This window comes from Pseudomonas sp. SMV71 (assembly GCF_052042015.1).
In the GTDB taxonomy this organism is placed as follows: Bacteria; Pseudomonadota; Gammaproteobacteria; order Pseudomonadales; family Pseudomonadaceae; genus Aquipseudomonas.
In genome coordinates, this window is the sequence record NZ_JBKGGU010000004.1 from 222,955 (window position 1) to 245,021 (window position 22,067).

Annotated in this window: 19 protein-coding genes; 9 read left to right on the top strand and 10 right to left on the bottom strand. The window is 61.1% G+C overall.

Features of this window, described 5'->3' with window-relative positions; all coding sequences use genetic code 11:
* Positions 1–229: 229 nt before the first annotated feature.
* From hflD to ACLEJQ_RS05630, 4 genes are all read right to left on the bottom strand, one after another.
* Positions 230–853 (bottom strand): high frequency lysogenization protein HflD, encoded by a 624-nt coding sequence (gene hflD / locus ACLEJQ_RS05615; protein WP_440792930.1) that lies wholly within the window; start codon positions 851–853, stop codon positions 230–232.
* On the bottom strand, positions 850–1,974 hold the full coding sequence (mnmA, locus tag ACLEJQ_RS05620) for a tRNA 2-thiouridine(34) synthase MnmA (protein ID WP_440792932.1): 1,125 nt from the start codon (positions 1,972–1,974) through the stop codon (positions 850–852). The genes hflD and mnmA overlap by 4 nt, the downstream gene beginning before the upstream one ends.
* A gap of 59 nt (positions 1,975–2,033) precedes the next feature.
* Positions 2,034–2,480, bottom strand: coding sequence for an NUDIX hydrolase (locus ACLEJQ_RS05625; protein ID WP_440792934.1), 447 nt, complete (start codon positions 2,478–2,480; stop codon positions 2,034–2,036).
* Positions 2,481–2,696: 216 nt separating this feature from the next.
* A complete protein-coding gene (locus ACLEJQ_RS05630; RefSeq protein ID WP_440792936.1) occupies positions 2,697–4,922 on the bottom strand; it encodes an NADP-dependent isocitrate dehydrogenase in 2,226 nt (741 codons plus the stop codon).
* Positions 4,923–5,403: 481 nt separating this feature from the next.
* Between ACLEJQ_RS05630 and icd the strand changes: the two genes are divergently transcribed.
* Positions 5,404–6,660, top strand: coding sequence for an NADP-dependent isocitrate dehydrogenase (gene icd / locus ACLEJQ_RS05635; RefSeq protein ID WP_440792938.1), 1,257 nt, complete (start codon positions 5,404–5,406; stop codon positions 6,658–6,660).
* 81 nt (positions 6,661–6,741) lie between these two features.
* Here icd and cspD read toward each other — a convergent pair whose 3' ends face one another.
* Positions 6,742–6,996 carry a cold shock domain-containing protein CspD gene (gene cspD / locus ACLEJQ_RS05640; RefSeq protein ID WP_440793085.1) on the bottom strand — a complete coding sequence of 85 codons (255 nt, stop codon included), beginning with the start codon at positions 6,994–6,996 and terminating at the stop codon, positions 6,742–6,744.
* 240 nt (positions 6,997–7,236) lie between these two features.
* Between cspD and clpS the strand changes: the two genes are divergently transcribed.
* Both clpS and clpA read left to right on the top strand, forming a co-directional pair.
* Positions 7,237–7,599: an ATP-dependent Clp protease adapter ClpS gene (gene clpS / locus ACLEJQ_RS05645; RefSeq protein ID WP_245144843.1), complete on the top strand. Its 363-nt coding sequence runs from the start codon at positions 7,237–7,239 to the stop codon at positions 7,597–7,599.
* Between the two features lie 29 nt (positions 7,600–7,628).
* Entirely contained in the window at positions 7,629–9,899 is a 2,271-nt protein-coding gene (gene clpA, locus ACLEJQ_RS05650; RefSeq protein ID WP_440792940.1) for an ATP-dependent Clp protease ATP-binding subunit ClpA, read from the top strand.
* A gap of 250 nt (positions 9,900–10,149) precedes the next feature.
* Here the strand turns inward: clpA and infA are convergent, their stop codons facing one another.
* The 4 genes from infA to trxB form a co-directional block, all read right to left on the bottom strand.
* Complete coding sequence (gene infA / locus ACLEJQ_RS05655) at positions 10,150–10,368, bottom strand: translation initiation factor IF-1 (protein ID WP_002553999.1); 219 nt, start codon at positions 10,366–10,368, stop codon at positions 10,150–10,152.
* Between the two features lie 100 nt (positions 10,369–10,468).
* Entirely contained in the window at positions 10,469–11,176 is a 708-nt protein-coding gene (locus ACLEJQ_RS05660) for an arginyltransferase (RefSeq protein ID WP_440792942.1), read from the bottom strand.
* A gap of 56 nt (positions 11,177–11,232) precedes the next feature.
* On the bottom strand, positions 11,233–11,913 hold the full coding sequence (gene aat / locus ACLEJQ_RS05665; protein ID WP_440792944.1) for a leucyl/phenylalanyl-tRNA--protein transferase: 681 nt from the start codon (positions 11,911–11,913) through the stop codon (positions 11,233–11,235).
* Positions 11,914–11,983: 70 nt separating this feature from the next.
* Complete coding sequence (trxB, locus tag ACLEJQ_RS05670; RefSeq protein ID WP_440792946.1) at positions 11,984–12,943, bottom strand: thioredoxin-disulfide reductase; 960 nt, start codon at positions 12,941–12,943, stop codon at positions 11,984–11,986.
* 270 nt (positions 12,944–13,213) lie between these two features.
* Between trxB and ftsK the strand changes: the two genes are divergently transcribed.
* The 6 genes from ftsK to cysG all read left to right on the top strand — a co-directional run bounded on the left by ftsK (position 13,214) and on the right by cysG (position 20,901).
* Positions 13,214–15,667, top strand: a complete 2,454-nt coding sequence (gene ftsK / locus ACLEJQ_RS05675; protein WP_440792948.1) for a DNA translocase FtsK — start codon at positions 13,214–13,216, stop codon at positions 15,665–15,667.
* 58 nt (positions 15,668–15,725) lie between these two features.
* Positions 15,726–16,349: an outer membrane lipoprotein chaperone LolA gene (gene lolA / locus ACLEJQ_RS05680; protein WP_440792949.1), complete on the top strand. Its 624-nt coding sequence runs from the start codon at positions 15,726–15,728 to the stop codon at positions 16,347–16,349.
* 164 nt (positions 16,350–16,513) lie between these two features.
* The gene (locus ACLEJQ_RS05685) at positions 16,514–17,839 is read left to right on the top strand and encodes a replication-associated recombination protein A (RefSeq protein ID WP_440792951.1); all 1,326 of its coding nucleotides are present in this window, start codon (positions 16,514–16,516) and stop codon (positions 17,837–17,839) included.
* Entirely contained in the window at positions 17,836–18,210 is a 375-nt protein-coding gene (crcB, locus tag ACLEJQ_RS05690) for a fluoride efflux transporter CrcB (protein WP_440792953.1), read from the top strand. Before ACLEJQ_RS05685 ends, crcB begins: the two co-directional genes overlap by 4 nt.
* Before the next feature lie 15 nt (positions 18,211–18,225).
* Positions 18,226–19,506 (top strand): serine--tRNA ligase, encoded by a 1,281-nt coding sequence (serS, locus tag ACLEJQ_RS05695; RefSeq protein ID WP_440792954.1) that lies wholly within the window; start codon positions 18,226–18,228, stop codon positions 19,504–19,506.
* Positions 19,507–20,901, top strand: coding sequence for a siroheme synthase CysG (gene cysG, locus ACLEJQ_RS05700; protein WP_440792956.1), 1,395 nt, complete (start codon positions 19,507–19,509; stop codon positions 20,899–20,901).
* A gap of 138 nt (positions 20,902–21,039) precedes the next feature.
* Here the strand turns inward: cysG and ACLEJQ_RS05705 are convergent, their stop codons facing one another.
* Positions 21,040–22,044 (bottom strand): glutathione S-transferase family protein, encoded by a 1,005-nt coding sequence (locus ACLEJQ_RS05705; RefSeq protein WP_440792958.1) that lies wholly within the window; start codon positions 22,042–22,044, stop codon positions 21,040–21,042.
* Between the last annotated feature and the right edge of the window lie 23 nt (positions 22,045–22,067).

The following is a 22,067-nucleotide window of genomic DNA, read 5'->3' on the forward strand; positions in this document are numbered from 1 at the left end:
CGAAATGGGGCGCGTATCATACATGAAAATCGGCGCCGGTCCGTCGCCAACTGACCGGCGTGTTACGCGTAACGAAGTACTATTTATTACCTGTGGCGAGGGAGCTTGCTCCCGCTGGGGCGCGAAGCGGCCCTGAAGCCGGGCAATCCGTGGTATCTGCGGGACACAAGGGGCTGCGTTACAAGCCGGCGGGAGAAGCTCCCTCGCCACAAAAGCAACAGTGAAGCGCCTAGTCGTGGTGCATCAACGAGTAAAGTTCTTTGAGCAATTTGCGTCGGCTGATCACCAATTGCCAGCGATGACCGCCCAATTGTCGCCACAAGCGGGCCGAGCGAATCCCGGCCAGCAGCAGGGCGCGGATCTTCGAGGCATTGCTTGGTTGCTGCAGGTTGCGCATGTCGCCGTGGACCTGGATACGCTGGCGCAGGGTGCTGAGGGTGTCCTGGTACAGCGCGCCGCAGGCGGCAACCACGTTCTCGTGGGACGGGCCGAAGTGTTCGACCTGGGACTGGATCTGCGGCAAGCGCTTGCCGATGGTCTCCAGCATGTCGTCACGCTTGGCCAGTTGGCGCTCCAGGCCGAGCATCGACAGGGCATAGCGCAGCGGCTCGCGTTGCAGGGCGCTAGGGTCGCGCTCCAGGGCGCCGATCAGGGCGCGATAGCCTTCGCGCAGGTTCAGATCGTCGCCGCCGTAGACTTCGAGAGTGTCCTTGGGGTCGCGCACCAGCAAGCTGCCGAGCATGCAAGCGACGCCCGCTTCGGAGGCTTGGCCGGTCTTGGCGATCCGGTCCACCAGCACCGCTGCGAGAAACACACCGCCCAGCGCGGTCAATTGCTCCTGGATTGGCGTCATGCCTTGCTGCTCCACGGTTCGGCCACTTCGATCACGCCGCCGCCCAGACAGATTTCGCCGTCGTAGAACACTACGGACTGGCCGGGTGTGACGGCCCGCTGAGGATCGTCGAAGGTGGCGCGATAACCGCTGGCGGTTTTCTCCAGGGTGCAGGGCTGGTCGCTCTGACGGTAGCGCACCTTGGCCGTCAGCCGGCGTGGTTCGCTGAGGTCGATCGGATTCACCCAATAGATGTCGGAGGCGAGCAGGGCGCGGGAAAACAGCCATGGGTGGTCATTGCCCTGGCCGACGATCAACTCATTGTGCTCCAGGTCCTTGATCAATACGTACCACGGCTCTTCGCCGGCATCTTTCAGCCCGCCGATGCCCAGGCCCTGGCGCTGGCCGATGGTGTGGTACATCAGGCCGTGGTGACGGCCGATGACTTCGCCTGAGGGGGTCTTGATCTCGCCCGGCTGGGCCGGCAAGTATTGCTTGAGGAAGTCGCTGAACCGGCGTTCACCGATGAAGCAGATCCCGGTGGAGTCCTTTTTCTTCGCCGTCGCCAGGTCGTGCTTTTCGGCGATTGCCCGCACTTCGGGCTTTTCCAGTTCGCCTACCGGGAACAGGGTCTTGGCGATCTGCTCGCCGCCGACCGCATGCAGGAAGTAGCTCTGGTCCTTGTTCGGGTCCAGGCCCTTGAGCAGTTCGGTGCGCCCGTCGATATCGCGGCGGCGCACGTAGTGTCCGGTGGCGATCAGGTCCGCGCCGAGCATCATCGCGTAGTCGAGGAACGCCTTGAACTTGATCTCGCGGTTGCAGAGGATGTCCGGGTTCGGCGTGCGACCGGCCTTGTATTCGGCCAGGAAGTGCTCGAACACGTTGTCCCAGTACTCGGCGGCGAAGTTGGCGGTATGCAGCTTGATGCCGATCTTGTCGCAGACGGCCTGGGCGTCCGCGAGGTCGTCCATGGCGGTGCAGTATTCGGTTCCATCGTCTTCTTCCCAGTTCTTCATGAACAGGCCTTCCACCTCATAACCCTGCTCGATCAGCAGAAGGGCGGAAACGGAAGAGTCTACGCCGCCGGACATGCCGACAATGACGCGCTTCTTTTTGGTGTCAGAAGGGGCTGGATCGCGCATAGCAGTTCAATGAGTGTCTTGAAAAAGGACGCGATTCTATCAGGCCCGGGCGCGCAAGGCTAAAGAGAAGGACGGATCAGCGTCAGACTGTGGCGATGGCCGGCCAGATAATCGTCGATGCAACGGATGATCAGCTCGCTGCGCCAGTGTTCGCGCTGTTCGAGCAATTCGTCGCGGGTCAGCCACCGAGCGCCGAGGATGCCGTCGTCCAGTTGGTAATCCGGTTGGTGTTGCAGGGCCCTGGCGGCGAAACACACCCGCTGGTAGGTCACGCCATTGCTGGGCGCGGTGTACAGGTAAATGCCGACCACGCTGGTGGGCTCTACGTCCCAGCCGGTTTCTTCCAGGGTTTCGCGCACGGCGGCCTCGATCAGCGTTTCATCCGGATCCAGGTGCCCGGCGGGCTGGTTGAGCACCGCGCGCCCGCCCTTGGATTCTTCCACCATCAGGAAACGGCCGTTGTCTTCGACGATGGTGGCGACAGTGATGTGGGGTTTCCAGTCCATGAAGCGTCCTCGAAAGTTGAACAGTGAAACACAAACCCCTGTGGGAGCGAGCCTGCTCGCGACAGCGGTGGGTCAGTCAATGTTGATGTTGAATGTCATGCCGCTATCGCGAGCAAGCTCGCTCCCACAGGGTAATAGGTTTGTCAGGGAAATGGAGTGGTGCCAGAAACACAAACCCCGGCACGAGGCCGGGGTTTGTGGTGCTTCCTTACAACCTTACACCAGCGCAGCAATCGCTGCGTTGAAGGTGTTGCTCGGGCGCATGGCCTTGCTGGTCAGCTCCGGGTTGGCGAAGTAGTAGCCGCCGATGTCCACTGGCTTGCCTTGGACGGCGTTGAGCTCGGCAACGATTTTCTCTTCGTTGTCGGTCAGGGTCTTGGCCAGGGGCGCGAACTGAGCCTTGAGGGCGGCGTCGTCGTTCTGGGCGGCCAGTGCCTGGGCCCAGAACAGGGTCAGGTAGAAGTGGCTGCCACGGTTGTCGATCCCGCCGACTTTACGCGAAGGCGATTTGTTGCGGTCCAGGAACTCACCGGTGGCTTGGTCCAGGGTCTTGGACAAGACCAGTGCCTTCGGATTGTTGTAGGTCACGCCCAGGTGTTCCAGGGACGCGGCCAGGGCCAGGAACTCGCCCAGGGAATCCCAACGCAGGAAGTTTTCTTCCAGCAGCTGTTGCACGTGCTTGGGCGCCGAACCGCCGGCACCGGTTTCGAACAGGCCACCGCCGTTCATCAGCGGCACGATCGACAGCATCTTGGCGCTGGTGCCCAGTTCCATGATCGGGAACAGGTCGGTCAGGTAGTCGCGCAGCACGTTGCCGGTCACCGAGATGGTGTCCTTGCCTTCGCGGGTGCGGGCCAGGGTGTATTTCATCGCGTCGACCGGCGACATGATCTGGATGTCCAGGCCGCTGGTGTCGTGGTCTTTGAGGTAAGCCTGGACTTTTTCGATGACCACGCCGTCATGGGCGCGCATCGGGTCCAGCCAGAAGATGGCCGGGGTGGCGCTTGCGCGGGCACGGTTGACGGCCAGCTTGACCCAATCCTGGATCGGTGCGTCCTTGGTCTGGCACATGCGGAAGATGTCGCCGGCTTCGACAGCCTGCTCCATCAGCAGGGCGCCCTTGCTGTCGGTGACGCGAACCACGCCGTCGGCCTTGATCTGGAAGGTCTTATCGTGGGAGCCGTACTCTTCGGCTTTCTTGGCCATCAGGCCGACGTTCGGCACGCTGCCCATGGTGGTCGGGTCGAACGCACCGTTGGCCTTGCAGTCTTCGATCACCGCCTGGTAGATGGTGGCGTAGCAGCGATCCGGGATCACGGCCTTGGTGTCGTGCAACTGGCCGTCGGTGCCCCACATCTTGCCGGAGTCACGGATCATGGCCGGCATCGAGGCGTCGACGATAACGTCGCTCGGCACGTGCAGGTTGGTGATGCCTTTGTCGGAGTTGACCATCGCCAGGGCGGGGCGCGACGCGTAGACGGCCTGGATGTCGGCTTCGATCTGCGCCTGCTGCTCGGCCGGCAGGGTCTTGATGCGGGCGTACAGGTCGCCGATGCCGTTGTTCAGGTTGAAGCCGATCTGTGCCAGCGCGTCGGCGTGCTTGGCCAGGGCATCTTTATAGAACTCGGCGACGATCTGGCCGAACATGATCGGGTCGGAGACCTTCATCATGGTGGCCTTGAGGTGAACCGACAGCAGCACGCCTTGTTGCTTGGCGCTTTCGATTTCAGCGGCAATGAACGAACGCAGGGCGTTCTTGCTCATCACGGCGCAATCGAGGATCTCGCCGGCCTGGACGCTGGTTTTTTCTTTCAGCACGGTAGCGGTGCCATCCTTTGCCACCAGCTCGATTTTCACGGCGTCAGCGGCGTCGATCAGGACAGCTTTCTCGCTGCCGTAGAAATCACCGGTGCTCATGTGGGCGACGTGGGACTTGGAGTCCGCGGCCCAGGCGCCCATTTTGTGCGGGTGTTTACGGGCATAGTTCTTGACCGACAGCGGCGCCCGGCGGTCAGAGTTGCCTTCGCGCAGGACCGGGTTCACGGCGCTGCCCTTGACCTTGTCGTAACGGGCGCGAGCGTCTTTCTCGGCCTCGGTGGTCACGGTTTCCGGGTAATCCGGCAGGGCGTAGCCCTTGGCCTGCAATTCCTTGATGGCGGCTTGCAGTTGCGGGACCGAAGCGCTGATGTTCGGCAGCTTGATGATATTGGCTTCGGGCGTAACGGCCAGGTCGCCGAGTTCGGCGAGGTGGTCGGCTACGGCTTTGTCACCCAGTTGCTCGGGGAAGCTGGCCAGGATCCGCCCTGCGAGGGAGATATCACGGGTTTCCACAGCGATATCGGCCGAAGCGGTAAAGGCTTCGATGATCGGCAGCAGGGAGTAGGTGGCGAGGGCAGGCGCTTCGTCGGTGAAGGTATAGATGATCTTCGAGCGGGTGGGCATATTCGGATTAACTCTCTTCTTTGCTAAAGCATGCGCAGAAACTCGAGGGGCGCCGGGTAAGCGCGTTCGTTCAAAGTCATCCGTGAGCCGAATGTCGAGGTTTCTTCGCGGTGATGTTGGGTTGCATCAGTCGAGCGTCAAGCGGTCGGGCCGCGGTAACGGACCGGCTTTCATTGGCGGAAAGTCTTGTCGTAGAGCAGTCTGCCGTCGTGACCCTGTGGTCAGCGGCGGCATTATACATAGGTAGCTGGCAATCTGCCGATGGTTCATAGACGTTCGTACTCGTCCATTGGTCTAAACGTCGCACTCCTGTGGGGGCGGGCTATGCTCATGTTTGGCGCTTTTCCCCTGGTTTTCAGGCTTGTACGCGGCTAAGTGGCTCTCTTTGGTCTTGATGGGCCGAACGTAGGGTTTGCGTGCCGATACAACTGGGGTACGCTCGAATGCAGCCAGATGTTCAATCCAAGCAATGGAGTTCAGCATGGGGTATCAAAAGATTCAGGTTCCAGCCGTCGGTGACAAAATCACCGTCAATGCAGACCATTCTCTTAATGTTCCCGATAACCCGATCATTCCCTTCATCGAAGGCGACGGGATTGGCGTTGACATCAGCCCGGTGATGATCGAGGTGGTGGACGCAGCGGTGCAAAAGGCCTACGGCGGCAAGCGCAAGATTTCCTGGATGGAAGTCTATGCCGGCGAGAAAGCGACCCAAGTCTACGACCAGGACACCTGGTTGCCCCAGGAAACCCTGGATGCGGTCAAGGATTACGTGGTGTCCATCAAGGGGCCGCTGACCACCCCGGTCGGTGGCGGTATCCGTTCGCTGAACGTAGCCCTGCGTCAGCAACTGGACCTCTACGTGTGCCTGCGTCCGGTGCGCTGGTTCGAAGGCGTGCCAAGCCCGGTCAAGAAGCCTGGCGACGTGGACATGACGATCTTCCGCGAGAACTCCGAGGACATCTACGCGGGCATCGAATGGAAGGCCGGTTCGGCCGAAGCCACCAAGGTCATCAAGTTCCTGAAAGAAGAAATGGGCGTGACCAAGATCCGTTTCGACGAGGACTGCGGCATCGGCGTCAAGCCGGTTTCCAAGCAAGGCACCAAGCGCCTGGCACGCAAGGCTCTGCAATATGTAGTCGACAACGATCGCGATTCGCTGACCATCGTGCATAAAGGCAACATCATGAAGTTCACCGAGGGTGCCTTCAAGGAATGGGCCTACGAAGTGGCGGCCGAGGAGTTTGGCGCGACCCTGCTCGATGGCGGTCCATGGATGCAGTTCAAGAACCCGAAGACTGGCAAGAATGTCGTGGTCAAGGATGCCATCGCCGATGCGATGCTCCAGCAGATCCTGCTGCGTCCGGCCGAATATGACGTCATTGCAACCCTGAACCTCAACGGCGACTACCTTTCCGATGCCCTGGCGGCGGAAGTAGGGGGCATCGGCATTGCGCCGGGTGCCAACCTGTCCGACACCGTGGCGATGTTCGAAGCGACCCACGGCACCGCGCCCAAATACGCGGGCAAGGACCAGGTCAACCCGGGGTCGTTGATCCTGTCGGCTGAAATGATGCTGCGTCACATGGGCTGGACCGAAGCGGCGGACCTGATCATCAAGGGCACCAACGGGGCGATTTCGGCCAAGACCGTGACCTATGACTTCGAACGCTTGATGGAGGGCGCCACGCTGGTGTCATCCTCGGGCTTCGGCAAGGCACTGATCGAGCATATGTAAGCGGGATCAACGCGCATCACAAATGCCCGGTTCGAGTGATCGAACCGGGCATTTTTCGTGGAGCCGGGCGGCGTCTGCCGGTCAGTGGGTCTCGGTGACCCTGACGGTGACCGGGACAGGCGCTTCTTCTATCTTGGCCGGCTCTATATTGACGGCGTGCAGGCCCTTGGGGCCCTGGATAACCTGGAACGTCACAGGTTGTCCGGCTTTCAAGGTCTTGTAGCCATCCATCTGGATGGCCGAGAAGTGGGCGAAAAGGTCTTCATCGGGCATTCCGGCTGCGATGATGAAGCCGAAGCCCTTGGCGTTGTTGAACCATTTCACCTTGCCACTCATTTTGACGACCGACATAAACCATATCCCTCTGCAACGCACTCCATCACTGGAGTATCATCCAGTCAATCCGCAGGCTAATCTTGAAACAGGATAGATTCCACGGACCTTTTTAACCCACGATGGGCTCTATTGGTTGTAACACCGTTTTGCCGATAGTCAAGGTGGCCGGGTGGTCGTGGTTGAAATCGCCCACAAGCGCCCCCATCACTGTATTCGCCAACTAAACGAACCTTTCTTTCCATGCATGCAGTCAGCCAGATTCGACTAACATTCAATCAGGATCGCCCGGATCTACACGACGACGATTCCGCCGGCCTTGCTGTTCAGGAAGCGAAGCCAGCATTACAGGCGCCACCGATGTACAAGGTGGTTTTGTTCAACGATGACTACACACCGATGGATTTCGTCGTCGAAGTGCTCGAGGTGTTTTTTAACCTGAATCGCGAGCTGGCGACCAAGGTCATGCTGGCCGTTCATACAGAGGGACGGGCAGTATGTGGAGTGTTTACCCGCGACATCGCCGAGACAAAGGCCATGCAGGTCAACCAGTACGCCCGGGAAAGCCAGCATCCGCTACTCTGTGAAATCGAGAAGGACGGTTAACGCCGACCACTTGGGTATGAGGTGAAGCTATGTTAAACCGCGAGCTCGAAGTCACCCTCAATCTTGCCTTCAAGGAGGCTCGTTCGAAGCGTCATGAGTTCATGACCGTCGAACACCTGCTGCTGGCCCTATTGGATAACGAGGCTGCCGCCACCGTTTTGCGTGCCTGTGGCGCGAACCTCGATAAACTCAAGCACGACCTGCAGGAGTTCATCGACTCCACCACGCCATTGATCCCCGTGCATGACGAGGATCGGGAAACCCAGCCAACCCTGGGCTTCCAGCGTGTCCTGCAGCGTGCTGTCTTTCATGTACAGAGCTCGGGCAAGCGCGAAGTGACCGGCGCCAATGTGTTGGTCGCCATCTTCAGTGAGCAGGAAAGCCAGGCGGTTTTCCTGCTCAAGCAGCAGAGTGTTGCACGTATCGATGTGGTCAACTACATCGCCCATGGTATCTCCAAGGTGCCGGGGCATGGCGATCATTCCGAGGGTGAGCAGGAGATGCAGGACGACGAGGGCGGTGAGTCTTCTTCTTCAGGCAATCCACTGGATGCCTATGCCAGCAACCTGAATGAATTGGCGCGCCAGGGCCGCATCGATCCGCTCGTCGGACGCGAGGCGGAAGTCGAGCGCGTCGCGCAGATCCTGGCCCGGCGCCGCAAGAACAACCCGTTGCTGGTGGGCGAGGCAGGCGTGGGCAAGACCGCAATCGCCGAAGGCCTGGCCAAGCGCATCGTCGACAACCAGGTACCGGACCTGCTGGCCAACAGCGTGGTGTATTCCCTGGATCTGGGTGCCTTGCTGGCCGGCACCAAGTACCGCGGTGACTTCGAGAAGCGCTTCAAGGCGTTGCTCGGCGAGCTGAAGAAGCGTCCCCAGGCGATCCTGTTCATCGACGAAATCCACACCATCATCGGTGCCGGGGCTGCGTCGGGCGGGGTCATGGATGCCTCGAACCTGCTCAAGCCGCTGCTTTCGTCGGGTGATATCCGCTGCATCGGTTCGACCACGTTCCAGGAGTTCCGCGGGATCTTCGAGAAAGACCGTGCACTGGCCCGGCGCTTCCAGAAAGTCGACGTGTCGGAGCCTTCGGTGGAGGACACCATCGGCATCCTGCGCGGCCTGAAGGGGCGTTTCGAGCTGCACCACAACATCGAATACAGCGATGAAGCCCTGCGCGCCGCGGCTGAACTGGCCTCGCGCTACATCAATGACCGGCACATGCCGGACAAAGCCATCGACGTCATTGATGAGGCGGGCGCCTATCAGCGTCTGCAACCGCTGGAAAATCGGGTCAAGCGCATCGATGTGCCTCAGGTCGAGGACATCGTGGCGAAAATCGCCCGTATTCCGCCCAAGCATGTCACCAGTTCCGACAAGGAGCTGCTGCGTAACCTGGAGCGCGACCTGAAGCTGACGGTGTTTGGCCAGGATGCAGCCATCGATTCGCTGTCGACCGCTATCAAACTGTCCCGCGCGGGCCTGAAGTCGCCGGACAAGCCGGTGGGTTCCTTCCTGTTCGCAGGCCCTACCGGTGTCGGCAAGACCGAGGCGGCCCGGCAACTGGCCAAGGCGATGGGGATCGAGCTGGTTCGTTTCGACATGTCCGAGTATATGGAGCGTCACACCGTGTCGCGCCTGATCGGTGCGCCTCCGGGCTACGTTGGTTTCGACCAGGGCGGTCTGTTGACCGAGGCCATTACCAAGCAACCTCACTGTGTGTTGCTGCTCGATGAAATCGAGAAGGCGCATCCGGAAGTCTTCAACCTGCTGCTGCAGGTCATGGACCACGGTACGCTGACCGATAACAACGGGCGCAAGGCGGACTTCCGCAATGTGATTCTCATCATGACCACCAACGCCGGTGCCGAAACCGCTGCTCGCGCTTCGATCGGCTTCACCCATCAGGACCATTCGTCCGACGCGATGGAAGTGATCAAGAAGAGCTTCACGCCTGAATTCCGTAACCGTCTGGACACCATTATCCAGTTTGGTCGTCTCAGTCATGAGGTCATCAAAAGCGTGGTGGACAAGTTCCTTACCGAACTCCAGGCGCAGCTCGAAGACAAGCGTGTGTTGCTGGAAGTCACCGATGCGGCTCGCAGCTGGCTGGCCGAGGGTGGTTACGATGTGACGATGGGGGCACGGCCGATGGCTCGCCTGATTCAGGACAAGATCAAGCGTCCGCTGGCCGAGGAAATCCTCTTTGGCGAACTGGCCGAACATGGCGGTGTGGTTCACATCGACATCAAGGACGGCGAACTGACCTTCGACTTCGAAACCACGGCCGAGATGGCCTGATCGCTCAGGGTAATAAAGCAAAAGGCGCCGAAAGGCGCCTTTTTGCTGGTCCAGGAAAAACGACGACGAGCCCTGTGGGAGCGAGCCTGCTCGCGATAGCGTCGGTACATTCAATCACGGCAAGCTGGTCCACCGCTATCGCGAGCCGGCTCGATCCCACAGGGATTTTGCATGGCCAAAAGACCCTGTGGGATCAAATCCCAGGCAAACAAAAACGCCCGGTATCAACCGGGCGTTTTGTCTTGACCTGTTAGCGAGCGCGGTAAGTGATGCGCCCTTTGCTCAAGTCATAGGGCGTCAGCTCGACGCGCACTTTGTCACCGGTAAGAATACGAATGTAGTTCTTGCGCATCTTGCCGGAGATATGCGCGGTTACGACGTGCCCATTTTCCAACTCCACACGAAACATGGTGTTGGGCAGGGTGTCGACGACAGTGCCTTCCATTTCGAAGCTGTCTTCTTTCGACATGCAGTAAAGCCCTCGGTGTCCAGTGAATGGCCCGGTGCAACTGCGCCAGGCAAAAGCGGCGTGCATTGTGCCCGAAAAAGGGGGGTCAAGCCAAGGGGTTCTAGTTCAGGACAACCCACCGCTGATTAATCAACAGTTCGATGGGCCGATATTGCGTCTTGTAGTTCATTTTTTTGCAATTCTTGATCCAGTAGCCCAGGTATACGGCTTCAAGTCCCAGGCGCCGGCATTCGTTGATCTGCCACAGGATGGCATAGCGTCCGAGGCTGCGCCGTTCTTCCTCGGGCTCATAGAACGTGTACACCGCTGAAAGTCCGTTGGGGAGCAGGTCCGTAACGGCAATGGCCACCAGCCGTCCGCCGAGACGGAACTCATAGAAACGGGAAAACGGCAGGTCGCGCACCAGGAACGTAGAAAACTGATCGCGACTGGGCGGGTACATGTCACCGTCGGCGTGACGTTGCTCGATATAGCGCTGGTACAGGTCGAAGTATTCCTCGCTGAACTGCGGCTTGGCGGGCCGGATCTGGAGGTCGGCGTTGCGCTTGAAGATGCGCTTCTGCTGGCGATTGGGGGTAAATCGAGCCACAGGGATACGCGCCGGGACGCACGCGTTGCAGTTCTGGCAATGGGGCCGGTAGAGGTGGTCTCCACTGCGGCGGAAGCCCATCTCTGACAGGTCTGCGTAGACATGCACATCCATGGGCTGGCTAGGGTCGAGGAACAGCGTCGTGGCCTGCTCTTCGGGCAGGTAACTGCAAGAGTGGGGTTGAGTGGCATAAAACTTCAAACGCGCCAACTCGGTCATGATCAACCCTCGGGATAAGCTTTCGGTTAAGTGTAAGCCACCAGCGCCAATGTCGCTCAGCAAACCCAGGTTGCGTGGTTGGGCTGGTCCAGATGCGCCTCGAGGTAACCGGCGAACGCGGTCCGCGGAATCGAACGGGCGCCCAGGCTGTGCAAGTGTTCGGTAGGCATCTGGCAATCGATCAGCACGAAACCGGCCGTCTTGAGATGTTGGACCAGGGTGGCGAAGCCGAATTTCGAAGCATTGTCGGCCCGGCTAAACATGGACTCGCCAAAAAACAGCTGCCCCATCGCCAGGCCATACAGGCCGCCCACCAATACACCTTGGTCCCAGACTTCCACCGAATGGGCGAAGCCGCGCCGATGCAATTCCAGATAAGCGGTTTGCATGGCTTCGGTGATCCAGGTGCCGTCGGCGTAGGCCCGAGGCGCGGCGCAGGCCTGGATGACTGCCGCAAAGTCCCGGTCGAACGTCACCTGGTAGCGCTGTTTGCGCAACAGCTTGCCCAGGCTGCGGGAAACATGCAGTTCGTCGGGAAACAGTACGGTGCGCGGATCCGGCGACCACCACAGGATTGGCTGGCCTTCGGAGAACCAGGGGAAGCAGCCATGGCGATAAGCCTGGATCAACCGGTCGGCGGACAGATCGCCACCGGCGGCCAGCAACCCGTTGGGGTCGCGCATGGCTTTCTCCAGTGGCGGGAAATCGAGGGAGTGGCGTTGTAACCAGGTCAGCATTGTCATCCGGACTTGCAGAAGGGGAGGGCGGGGCTGCCGCAAAGCCGGCCGCCCACCTAAAGATTAACCGTCAAACGGCGGGAATGTCATCGAGATACTTTTCCGCATCGAGGGCCGCCATGCAACCGGCCCCGGCGGAGGTAATCGCCTGGCGATAGACATGGTCGGCGACATCGCCGGCGGCGAACACGCCTTCGATATCGGTTGCGGTGGCATTGCCCTCGCTGCCGCCGCGCACGAGCAGGTAGCCGTCACGCATGTTCAACTGGCCTTGAAACAGCTCGGTATTGGGTTTATGTCCGATGGCGATAAACACGCCCGCCAGGGACAAGGTGCTGGTTTCGCCGGTCTCGCTGTGACGCAGGCGGGCGCCGGTCACACCACTGGCATCGCCCAGTACCTCGTCCAGGTTCTGGTTCCAGTGCAGCTTTATATTGCCGTTGGCGGCTTTTTCGAAGAGTTTGTCCTGCAATATCTTCTCTGAGCGCAGCTTGTCGCGACGGTGGATCAGGTGGACCTCGCTGGCGATGTTCGACAGATACAAGGCTTCCTCGACCGCCGTATTGCCGCCGCCAACGACCGCCACCACCTGATTGCGATAGAAAAAGCCATCGCAGGTCGCGCAGGCGGAAACGCCTTTGCCGGCGAAGCTTTCTTCCGATGGCAGCCCCAGGTACTGCGCTGAAGCGCCGGTGGCGATGATCAGCGCATCACAGGTATAAGTGCCGCTGTCGCCGATCAACTCGAAGGGCCGTTGCTGCAACTTGGCGGTGTGGATATGGTCGTAGACAATCTGCGTGTCGAAGCGCTCGGCGTGCCGCTGCATGCGCTCCATCAAGACCGGGCCGGTCAGGCCTTCGACATCGCCGGGCCAGTTGTCGACCTCCACCGTGGTGGTGAGCTGGCCACCGGCCTGCAGGCCAGTGATGACAACGGGCTTGAGGTTGGCGCGGGCAGCATAGACCGCCGCGCTGTATCCCGCGGGACCGGAACCGAGAATGATCAGGCGTGAATGCTTCACTTCGCTCATAAAAACACCTCATAAGCCTTTGTCACAAAAGACAATGCATGCTCCAATTGGCGCTTGTGCATCCTATTCCTGGCTATGCTGTAAGCCGTCGCGCGGGCAATGCCGGGAAGCGGACAAATCCGTACAATGCAGGAGTTTTGAACGCAGGATCGGCCAAAGATCCAAATCTTCGGCAACACCTGTGGTTTTCTGGATGCACCGCACAGTGGTAAAAGTAGTACCGGTTGTGCACATTCACTTTTTTTACCTGCTCGTGACGGGCAGTTTTTTATGTCATTCAACAGATGGACGCGCCTTTGGCGCAGGAAAAGAAGCGTTTTGAAGAAATCCACCGCAGCACCCAAACCAGTCGTTCCGCTCTGGCGCCAGCAATTGCACTACCGACTCAAGGAAGGTGCGTTGATCGCCATCGGCGCCTTGTGCCTGTTCCTGATGATGGCCTTGCTGACCTACGGCAAGGACGATCCGGGCTGGAGCCATAACAGCAAGATCGACGACGTGCAGAATTTCGGCGGTCCGGCCGGTTCCTACAGCGCCGACATCCTGTTCATGGTGCTGGGTTACTTCGCCTATATCTTCCCGCTGTTGCTGGCGATCAAGGCCTACCAGATCTTCCGTCAGCGTCACGAGCCGTGGCAGTGGAGTGGCTGGCTGTTCTCCTGGCGCTTGATTGGCCTGGTGTTCCTGGTGTTGTCGGGGGCCGCGCTGGCCCATATCCATTTTCATGCACCTACTGGCTTGCCGGCCGGGGCGGGCGGTGCGCTGGGGGAGAGCCTCGGCGACCTGGCCCGCAACGCCTTGAATATCCAAGGCAGCACGCTGCTGTTCATCGCCCTGTTCCTGTTCGGCCTGACGGTGTTCACCGACCTGTCATGGTTCAAGGTCATGGACGTGACCGGCAAGATCACCCTCGATCTGTTCGAGCTGATCCAGGGCGCCGTGAACCGTTGGTGGGCGGCGCGTATCGAGCGCAAGCAACTGGTGGCGCAACTGCGTGAGGTCGATGATCGTGTCCACGAGGTGGTCGCGCCGACGGTGCCGGACAAGCGCGAGCAGGCCAAGGTCAAGGAACGCCTGATCGAGCGTGAGCAGGCGTTGAGCAAGCACATGTCCGAGCGCGAGAAGCAGGTGCCGCCGGTGATCACCATGGCACCGGCCAAGGCGCCGGAGCCGAGCAAGCGCGTGCAGAAAGAAAAGCAGGTGCCGTTGTTCGTCGACAGCGCCGTGGAAGGCACCTTGCCGCCGATCTCGATCCTGGACCCGGCCGAGAAGAAACAGCTCAATTACTCCCCCGAGTCCCTGGCGGCCGTCGGTCACCTGCTGGAAATCAAGCTCAAGGAGTTCGGGGTCGAGGTCTCGGTGGATTCGATCCATCCGGGCCCGGTCATCACCCGTTACGAAATCCAACCGGCCGCCGGCGTGAAGGTCAGCCGCATCGCCAACCTCGCGAAGGACCTGGCGCGGTCCCTGGCCGTGACCAGCGTGCGCGTGGTGGAAGTGATCCCCGGCAAGACCACCGTGGGTATCGAGATCCCTAACGAAGACCGGCAGATCGTGCGCTTCTCCGAAGTGTTGTCGACGCCCGAGTACGACAACCACAAATCGCCGGTCACCCTGGCCCTGGGTCATGACATCGGTGGTAAGCCGGTCATCACCGATCTGGCGAAGATGCCTCACCTGCTGGTCGCCGGTACCACCGGCTCCGGTAAGTCGGTGGGGGTGAACGCGATGATCCTGTCGATCCTGTTCAAGTCCGGGCCGGATGACGCCAAGCTGATCATGATCGACCCGAAGATGCTCGAACTGTCGATCTACGAGGGCATTCCGCACCTGCTGTGTCCGGTGGTCACCGACATGAAGGACGCTGCCAACGCCCTGCGCTGGAGCGTCGCCGAGATGGAACGCCGCTACAAGCTGATGGCGAAGATGGGCGTGCGCAACCTCTCGGGTTTCAACGCCAAGGTCAAGGAGGCCGAAGAGGCCGGCACGCCGTTGAGCGACCCGCTCTACCACCGCGAAAACATCCACGACGAAGCGCCACTGCTGCACAAGCTGCCGACCATCGTGGTGGTGGTGGACGAATTCGCCGACATGATGATGATCGTCGGCAAGAAGGTTGAAGAGCTGATCGCCCGTATCGCCCAGAAGGCCCGTGCGGCGGGTATCCACTTGATCCTGGCGACCCAGCGGCCGTCGGTGGATGTGATCACCGGCCTGATCAAGGCCAACATTCCGACCCGGATGGCGTTCCAGGTGTCGAGCAAGATCGACTCGCGGACCATCATCGACCAGGGTGGCGCCGAGCAATTGCTCGGTCACGGTGACATGCTCTACATGCCGCCGGGCACCAGCCTGCCGATCCGGGTCCACGGCGCGTTCGTCTCCGACGATGAAGTGCATCGCGTAGTGGAAGCCTGGAAACTGCGTGGCGCCCCGGAATACAACGACGACATCCTCAACGGTGTCGAAGAGACCGGCAGCGGTTTCGAGGGCAGCAGCGGTGGGGGCGAAGAGGACGCCGAAACCGATGCGCTCTACGACGAAGCGGTGCAGTTTGTCCTGGAAAGCCGTCGGGCCTCGATTTCCGCCGTCCAGCGCAAGCTCAAGATCGGCTACAACCGCGCCGCACGCATGATCGAAGCCATGGAAATGGCCGGGGTCGTGACGGCCATGAATACCAACGGTTCGCGCGAAGTACTGGCGCCGGGCCCGATGCGCGACTAACAAGCCGGGCGGCCTGCCGATGCGCCGCTCGAACCCCCACGACTTCATGAGGACTCCCATGCGCCTGATTCGCATGTTGCTGTTGCCCGTACTGGCCCTGACCACTTTGTCGGCCCAAGCCAATGAAAAGGACGTGGCTCGCCTGACCCAGCTACTGGATGGCTCCAGGACCCTGACCGCACGCTTTTCCCAATTGACTCTGGACGGCAGCGGCACCCAATTGCAGGAAACCGCCGGCGAGATGGCCTTGCAGCGTCCGGGCCTGTTCTACTGGCACACCGACGCACCGGCCGAGCAACTGATGGTATCCGACGGCCAGAAAGTCTCCCTGTGGGACCCGGACCTGGAGCAGGTCACCATCAAGAAACTCGACCAGCGCCTGACCCAGACCCCGGCGTTGTTGCTGTCCGGTGACATTTCCAAGATCAGCGAGAGTTTCGACATCAGCGCCAAGGAAGCGGGCGGGGTGATCGACTTCACCCTCAAGCCCAAGACCAAGGACAGCCTGTTCGACAGCCTGCGCCTGTCGTTCCGCAACGGCCTGGTCAATGACATGCAACTGATCGACAGCGTTGGTCAGCGCACCAATATCCTGTTTACCGGGGTCAAGGCCAACGAGGCTGTTCCTGCTTCCAAATTCAAGTTCGACATCCCCAAGGGTGCCGATGTCATCCAGGAATAAACAATAGCTGATTGGAACACTGGACCTGTGGGAGCGAGCCTGCTCGCGATAGCGTCGGGTCAGTCGGCATTGATGTTGAATGTGGTAATGCCATCGCGAGCAGGCTCGCTCCCACACGGGATTGTGCTGTTCAAGAGTGTCCAGCGGAGGTTGCATAAGCAGTGATGGACTTGTTTCGAAGCGCCCCGATTGCCCAGCCATTGGCCGCCCGTCTGCGAGCGACCAACCTGGATGAGTATGTCGGTCAGGAGCATGTGCTCGCTCGCGGCAAGCCTTTGCGCGAGGCCCTGGAGCAGGGCGCGTTGCATTCGATGATTTTCTGGGGGCCTCCGGGCGTGGGCAAGACCACCCTGGCGCGGCTGCTGGCGGAAGTCTCGGATGCGCACTTCGAAACGGTTTCGGCGGTACTGGCGGGGGTCAAGGAAATCCGCCAGGCGGTGGAAGTCGCCAAGCAGCAGGCCGGCCAGTACGGCAAGCGCACGATCCTGTTCGTCGACGAAGTGCACCGCTTCAACAAGTCTCAACAGGACGCCTTCCTGCCGTACGTCGAAGACGGCACGCTGATTTTCATCGGGGCGACCACCGAGAACCCGTCCTTCGAGCTTAACAACGCCTTGCTGTCCCGGGCGCGGGTCTATGTACTCAAGAGCCTCGATGAGACTGCGATGCGCAAGCTGGTGCACCGGGCGCTGACCGAGGAGCGCGGCCTGGGCAAGCGTCAATTGAGCCTCAGCGACGAAGGTTTTCAGATGTTGTTTTCTGCCGCCGATGGCGATGGCCGGCGTCTGCTCAACCTGCTGGAAAACGCCTCGGACCTGGCCGAGGACAACAGCGAGATCGATGTCGAGCTGCTGCAAAGCCTGCTGGGCGACACCCGTCGTCGTTTCGACAAGGGTGGCGAGGCGTTCTATGACCAGATCTCGGCGCTGCACAAATCCATTCGCGGCTCCAACCCCGACGCGGCCCTGTACTGGTTTGCACGAATGATCGACGGCGGTTGCGATCCGTTGTATCTGGCGCGGCGGGTGGTGCGCATGGCCAGCGAGGACATCGGCAACGCCGATCCCCGGGCCCTGGGCTTGTGTCTGTCGGCCTGGGACGTGCAGGAGCGCCTCGGCAGCCCCGAAGGCGAACTCGCTGTCGCCCAGGCCATCACGTACCTGGCCTGTGCGCCGAAGAGTAACGCGGTGTACATGGGCTTCAAGGCCGCGATGCGCAGCGCCACCGAGCACGGCTCCCTCGAAGTACCGTTGCACCTGCGCAACGCGCCGACCAAGCTCATGAAGCAACTGGGCTACGGCGAAGAATACCGCTATGCCCACGATGAGCCGGATGCCTATGCCGCCGGCGAAGACTACTTCCCCGAAGAACTCGAACCCCAGCGCTTCTACCAGCCGGTGCCCCGGGGCCTCGAGCTGAAGATCGGCGAAAAACTCAATCACCTGGCGCAAATGGATCGCCTGAGCCCTCGTCAGCGGAGAAAATCTTGATCCCCTTGATTCTTGCTGTGTCCGCCGGCGGGATGGTCGGCACGCTGTTGCGTTTCGCCACCGGCAACTGGATCAATGCAAATTGGCCGCGGTACTTCTATACCGCGACGCTGGCCGTTAATATCGTGGGCTGTCTGCTGATCGGCGTTCTATACGGTCTGTTTTTGATTCGCCCCGAAGTACCCATCGAGGTGCGCGCGGGGCTGATGGTCGGCTTTCTCGGCGGCCTGACGACTTTTTCATCCTTTTCACTGGATACGGTGCGCCTGCTGGAAAGCGGGCAGGTGCCGCTGGCCCTGGGCTATGCGGCGATCAGCGTATTCGGCGGGCTGCTCGCCACCTGGGTCGGCCTGTCCCTGACCAAACTTTGATAACGAGAGACCGACATGCTCGATTCCAAACTGTTACGTAGCAACCTTCAGGACGTAGCGGACCGCCTGGCATCCCGTGGCTTTGCCCTGGACGTCGCGCGCATCGAAGCGCTGGAAGAACAGCGCAAGACCGTCCAGACCCAGACTGAAAAGCTGCAAGCCGAGCGTAACGCGATCTCCAAGAGCATTGGCCAGGCCAAGCAGCGCGGCGAAGACATTGCGCCCTTGATGGCGAATGTCGAGAACATGGGGACCGAGCTCAATAACGGCAAGATCGAACTGGACCGGATCCAGACCGAGCTGGATTCAATCCTGCTGGGTATCCCGAACCTGCCTCACGAGTCGGTGCCGATCGGCGAGGACGAAGATGGCAACGTCGAGGTGCGCCGTTGGGGCACGCCGAAAGCCTTTGATTTCCCGGTGCAGGACCACGTTGCCCTGGGCGAGAAGTTCGGCTGGCTGGACTTCGAAACCGCCGCCAAGCTGTCGGGTGCCCGTTTCGCCCTGCTGCGTGGGCCGATTGCCCGCCTGCACCGCGCCCTGGCGCAGTTCATGATCAACCTGCACGTCACCGAGCACGGCTACGAGGAAGCCTACACCCCGTACCTGGTCCAGGCCCCGGCGTTGCAAGGCACCGGCCAGTTACCGAAGTTCGAGGAAGACCTGTTCAAGATCGGCCGCGACGGTGAAGCCGACCTCTATCTGATCCCGACCGCCGAAGTCTCGCTGACCAACATCGTGGCCGGCGAGATCGTCGACGCCAAGCAACTGCCGATCAAATTCGTCGCCCACACGCCGTGCTTCCGCAGCGAAGCCGGGGCGTCGGGCCGCGACACCCGTGGCATGATCCGTCAGCACCAGTTCGACAAGGTCGAGATGGTGCAGATCGTCGAGCCTTCCAAATCCATGGAAGCGTTGGAAAGCCTGACGGCCAACGCGGAGAAGGTCTTGCAACTGCTGGAACTGCCGTATCGCACCCTGGCGCTGTGCACCGGCGACATGGGCTTCAGCGCGGTCAAGACCTATGACTTGGAAGTCTGGATTCCGAGCCAGGACAAGTACCGCGAGATTTCCTCGTGCTCCAACTGCGGCGACTTCCAGGCGCGTCGCATGCAGGCGCGTTTCCGCAACCCGGAGACCGGTAAGCCGGAGCTGGTCCACACCCTCAATGGCTCCGGCCTGGCGGTGGGCCGTACCCTGGTGGCCGTGCTGGAGAACTACCAGCAGGCCGACGGCTCGATCCGCGTGCCGCAGGTGTTGAAACCCTACATGGGCGGCATCGAGGTCATCGGCTGAATGGACTACTTGCCACTGTTCCACAACCTGCGGGGCAGCCGCGTGCTGGTGGTTGGCGGCGGGGAAATTGCCTTGCGCAAGTCCCGCCTGCTGGCCGACGCTGGCGCGTTGCTGCGGGTGGTCGCACCCGATATCGAGCCGCAACTGCGGGAACTGGTCAGTGGCAGCGGCGGCGAGTGCCTGCTGCGCGGTTACCGTGAAGCGGACCTGGACGGCTGCGGCCTGATCATTGCCGCCACCGACGACGAGCCCCTCAATGCCCGGGTTTCAGCCGATGCCCACAAGCGTTGCGTACCGGTCAACGTGGTGGACGCGCCATCGCTGTGCAGTGTGATTTTCCCGGCGATTGTCGATCGCTCGCCGTTGGTGATCGCCGTGTCCAGCGGCGGCGATGCGCCGGTGCTGGCGCGGTTGATCCGGGCCAAGCTGGAAACCTGGATTCCTTCGACTTATGGCCAACTGGCCGGGTTGGCGGCGCGTTTTCGCAGTCAGGTCAAAAGCCTGTTTCCCGATGTGCAGCAGCGCCGGGCGTTCTGGGAAGACGTGTTCCAAGGGCCGATTGCCGACCGACAGTTGGCCGGGCAGGGCGCCGAGGCCGAGCGTCTGCTGCGCGAGAAGATCGCCGGCCAGGCGCCGCATGCGCCGGGCGAAGTCTACCTGGTGGGGGCAGGACCCGGTGATCCGGACCTGCTGACCTTCCGCGCCCTGCGGCTGATGCAACAGGCGGACGTGGTGCTCTACGACCGCCTGGTGGCGCCCGCGATCCTCGAGCTGTGTCGACGTGATGCCGAGCGGGTCTATGTGGGCAAGCGTCGCTCCGAACACGCCGTGCCCCAGGACCAGATCAACCAGCAACTGGTGGACCTGGCCCGACAGGGCAAGCGCGTGGTGCGGTTGAAGGGCGGCGATCCGTTCATTTTCGGTCGTGGCGGCGAAGAGATCGAAGAGCTGGCCGCCCACGGCATCCCGTTCCAGGTCGTGCCGGGTATCACCGCGGCCAGTGGTTGCGCGGCGTACGCGGGCATTCCGTTGACCCACCGCGACTACGCCCAGTCGGTGCGTTTCATCACGGGCCACCTCAAGGATGGCAGCAGCGACTTGCCGTGGGCAGACCTGGTTTCCCCGGCCCAGACGCTGGTGTTCTACATGGGGTTGGTGGGCTTGCCGATGATCTGCAGCGAGCTGATCAGGCACGGCCGCGCTGCGGATACGCCGGCAGCCTTGATCCAACAGGGCACGACGGTCAACCAGCGGGTGTTCACCGGCACCCTGGCGGACTTGCCACGGCTGGTGGCGGAGCATGAGGTGCATGCACCGACGCTGGTGATCGTGGGGGAAGTGGTGCAACTGCGCGAGAAGCTGGCGTGGTTCGAAGGGGCTCAGGGGCAGGTCTGAAGACTGCGTCGCGCCCTTCGCGAGCAAGCCCGCTCCCACATTGGACCGTTGTTCACCATGAATCGGTGGCCATACACGGTCCAGTGTGGGAGCGGGCTTGCTCGCGAAGAGGCCCTCAGTGACAACGGATCTCCCGGATCAATCCCCAGTCCCCCGCCAAATCCCTTTCCCACTCAACCGCGCCCGATCATGGGCCCCGGTGAAGTCCTGCTTCGGCCCCTTCGGTACGATCCCATTGGGGTTGATGGTCTTGTGGCTGCCGTAGTAATGACCCTGGATGTGAACGAAGTCCACGGTCTCGGCGATGCCCGGCCACTGGTACAACTCCCTCAGCCAGTTCGACAGGTTCGGATAGTCGGCGATGCGCCGCAGGTTGCATTTGAAATGGCCGAAATACACTGCGTCGAAGCGAATGAGCGTGGTGAACAGGCGGATGTCCGCCTCGGTCAGGTATTCACCGGCCAGGTAGCGGCGGCTGGCCAACAGGGCCTCCAGCCGGTCCAGCTCGGCGAACAGGCCGTCGAAGGCTTCTTCGTAGGCGGCTTGGGTGGTGGCGAACCCGGCGCGGTACACGCCGTTGTTCACCGCCGGGTAGATCCGCTCGTTGAGCGCGTCGATCTCGCTGCGCAGGTGCGCCGGGTACAGGTCCAGATGATTTTCAGTCAGGCCGTCGAATGCGCCATTGAACATGCGGATGATCTCCGCCGATTCATTGTTGACGATGCGTCGCTGATGTTTGTCCCACAGCGCCGGTACGGTGACGCGGCCGGTGTAGTCGGCGGTGTCGGCGGTGTAGCGCTGGTGCAGGAAATCCAGGTCGTCCAGTCTGTCGCCGGTGGAGCCATGGGTTTTGTCGAAGGTCCAGCCGTTTTCCAGCATCAGGTAGCTGACCACCGAGACGTCGATCAGCGCTTCCAGGCCTTTGAGCTTGCGAAAGATCAGGGTACGGTGGGCCCAAGGGCAGGCCAGGGACACGTACAAATGGTAACGCCCGGCCTCGGCAGCAAAACCGCCCTCGCCGGAGGGACCGGCGCTGCCGTCGGCAGTGATCCAGTGCCGGCGTTGCGCCTGTTCGCGCTGGAAGCGGCCGTCCTTGCTTTCATACCACTGATCCTGCCAGCGGCCTTCGACTAATAAACCCATCTTGATTTCCTCGGCCAATAAAC

Coding starts and splice junctions, on each gene's coding strand:
- hflD (WP_440792930.1), bottom strand. CDS start 853: ATGACGCCAATCCAGGAGCAATTGACCGCGCTGGGCGGTGTGTTTCTC.
- mnmA (WP_440792932.1), bottom strand. CDS start 1,974: ATGCGCGATCCAGCCCCTTCTGACACCAAAAAGAAGCGCGTCATTGTC.
- ACLEJQ_RS05625 (WP_440792934.1), bottom strand. CDS start 2,480: ATGGACTGGAAACCCCACATCACTGTCGCCACCATCGTCGAAGACAAC.
- ACLEJQ_RS05630 (WP_440792936.1), bottom strand. CDS start 4,922: ATGCCCACCCGCTCGAAGATCATCTATACCTTCACCGACGAAGCGCCT.
- icd (WP_440792938.1), top strand. CDS start 5,404: ATGGGGTATCAAAAGATTCAGGTTCCAGCCGTCGGTGACAAAATCACC.
- cspD (WP_440793085.1), bottom strand. CDS start 6,996: ATGAGTGGCAAGGTGAAATGGTTCAACAACGCCAAGGGCTTCGGCTTC.
- clpS (WP_245144843.1), top strand. CDS start 7,237: ATGCATGCAGTCAGCCAGATTCGACTAACATTCAATCAGGATCGCCCG.
- clpA (WP_440792940.1), top strand. CDS start 7,629: ATGTTAAACCGCGAGCTCGAAGTCACCCTCAATCTTGCCTTCAAGGAG.
- infA (WP_002553999.1), bottom strand. CDS start 10,368: ATGTCGAAAGAAGACAGCTTCGAAATGGAAGGCACTGTCGTCGACACC.
- ACLEJQ_RS05660 (WP_440792942.1), bottom strand. CDS start 11,176: ATGACCGAGTTGGCGCGTTTGAAGTTTTATGCCACTCAACCCCACTCT.
- aat (WP_440792944.1), bottom strand. CDS start 11,913: ATGCTGACCTGGTTACAACGCCACTCCCTCGATTTCCCGCCACTGGAG.
- trxB (WP_440792946.1), bottom strand. CDS start 12,943: ATGAGCGAAGTGAAGCATTCACGCCTGATCATTCTCGGTTCCGGTCCC.
- ftsK (WP_440792948.1), top strand. CDS start 13,214: ATGTCATTCAACAGATGGACGCGCCTTTGGCGCAGGAAAAGAAGCGTT.
- lolA (WP_440792949.1), top strand. CDS start 15,726: ATGCGCCTGATTCGCATGTTGCTGTTGCCCGTACTGGCCCTGACCACT.
- ACLEJQ_RS05685 (WP_440792951.1), top strand. CDS start 16,514: ATGGACTTGTTTCGAAGCGCCCCGATTGCCCAGCCATTGGCCGCCCGT.
- serS (WP_440792954.1), top strand. CDS start 18,226: ATGCTCGATTCCAAACTGTTACGTAGCAACCTTCAGGACGTAGCGGAC.
- cysG (WP_440792956.1), top strand. CDS start 19,507: ATGGACTACTTGCCACTGTTCCACAACCTGCGGGGCAGCCGCGTGCTG.
- ACLEJQ_RS05705 (WP_440792958.1), bottom strand. CDS start 22,044: ATGGGTTTATTAGTCGAAGGCCGCTGGCAGGATCAGTGGTATGAAAGC.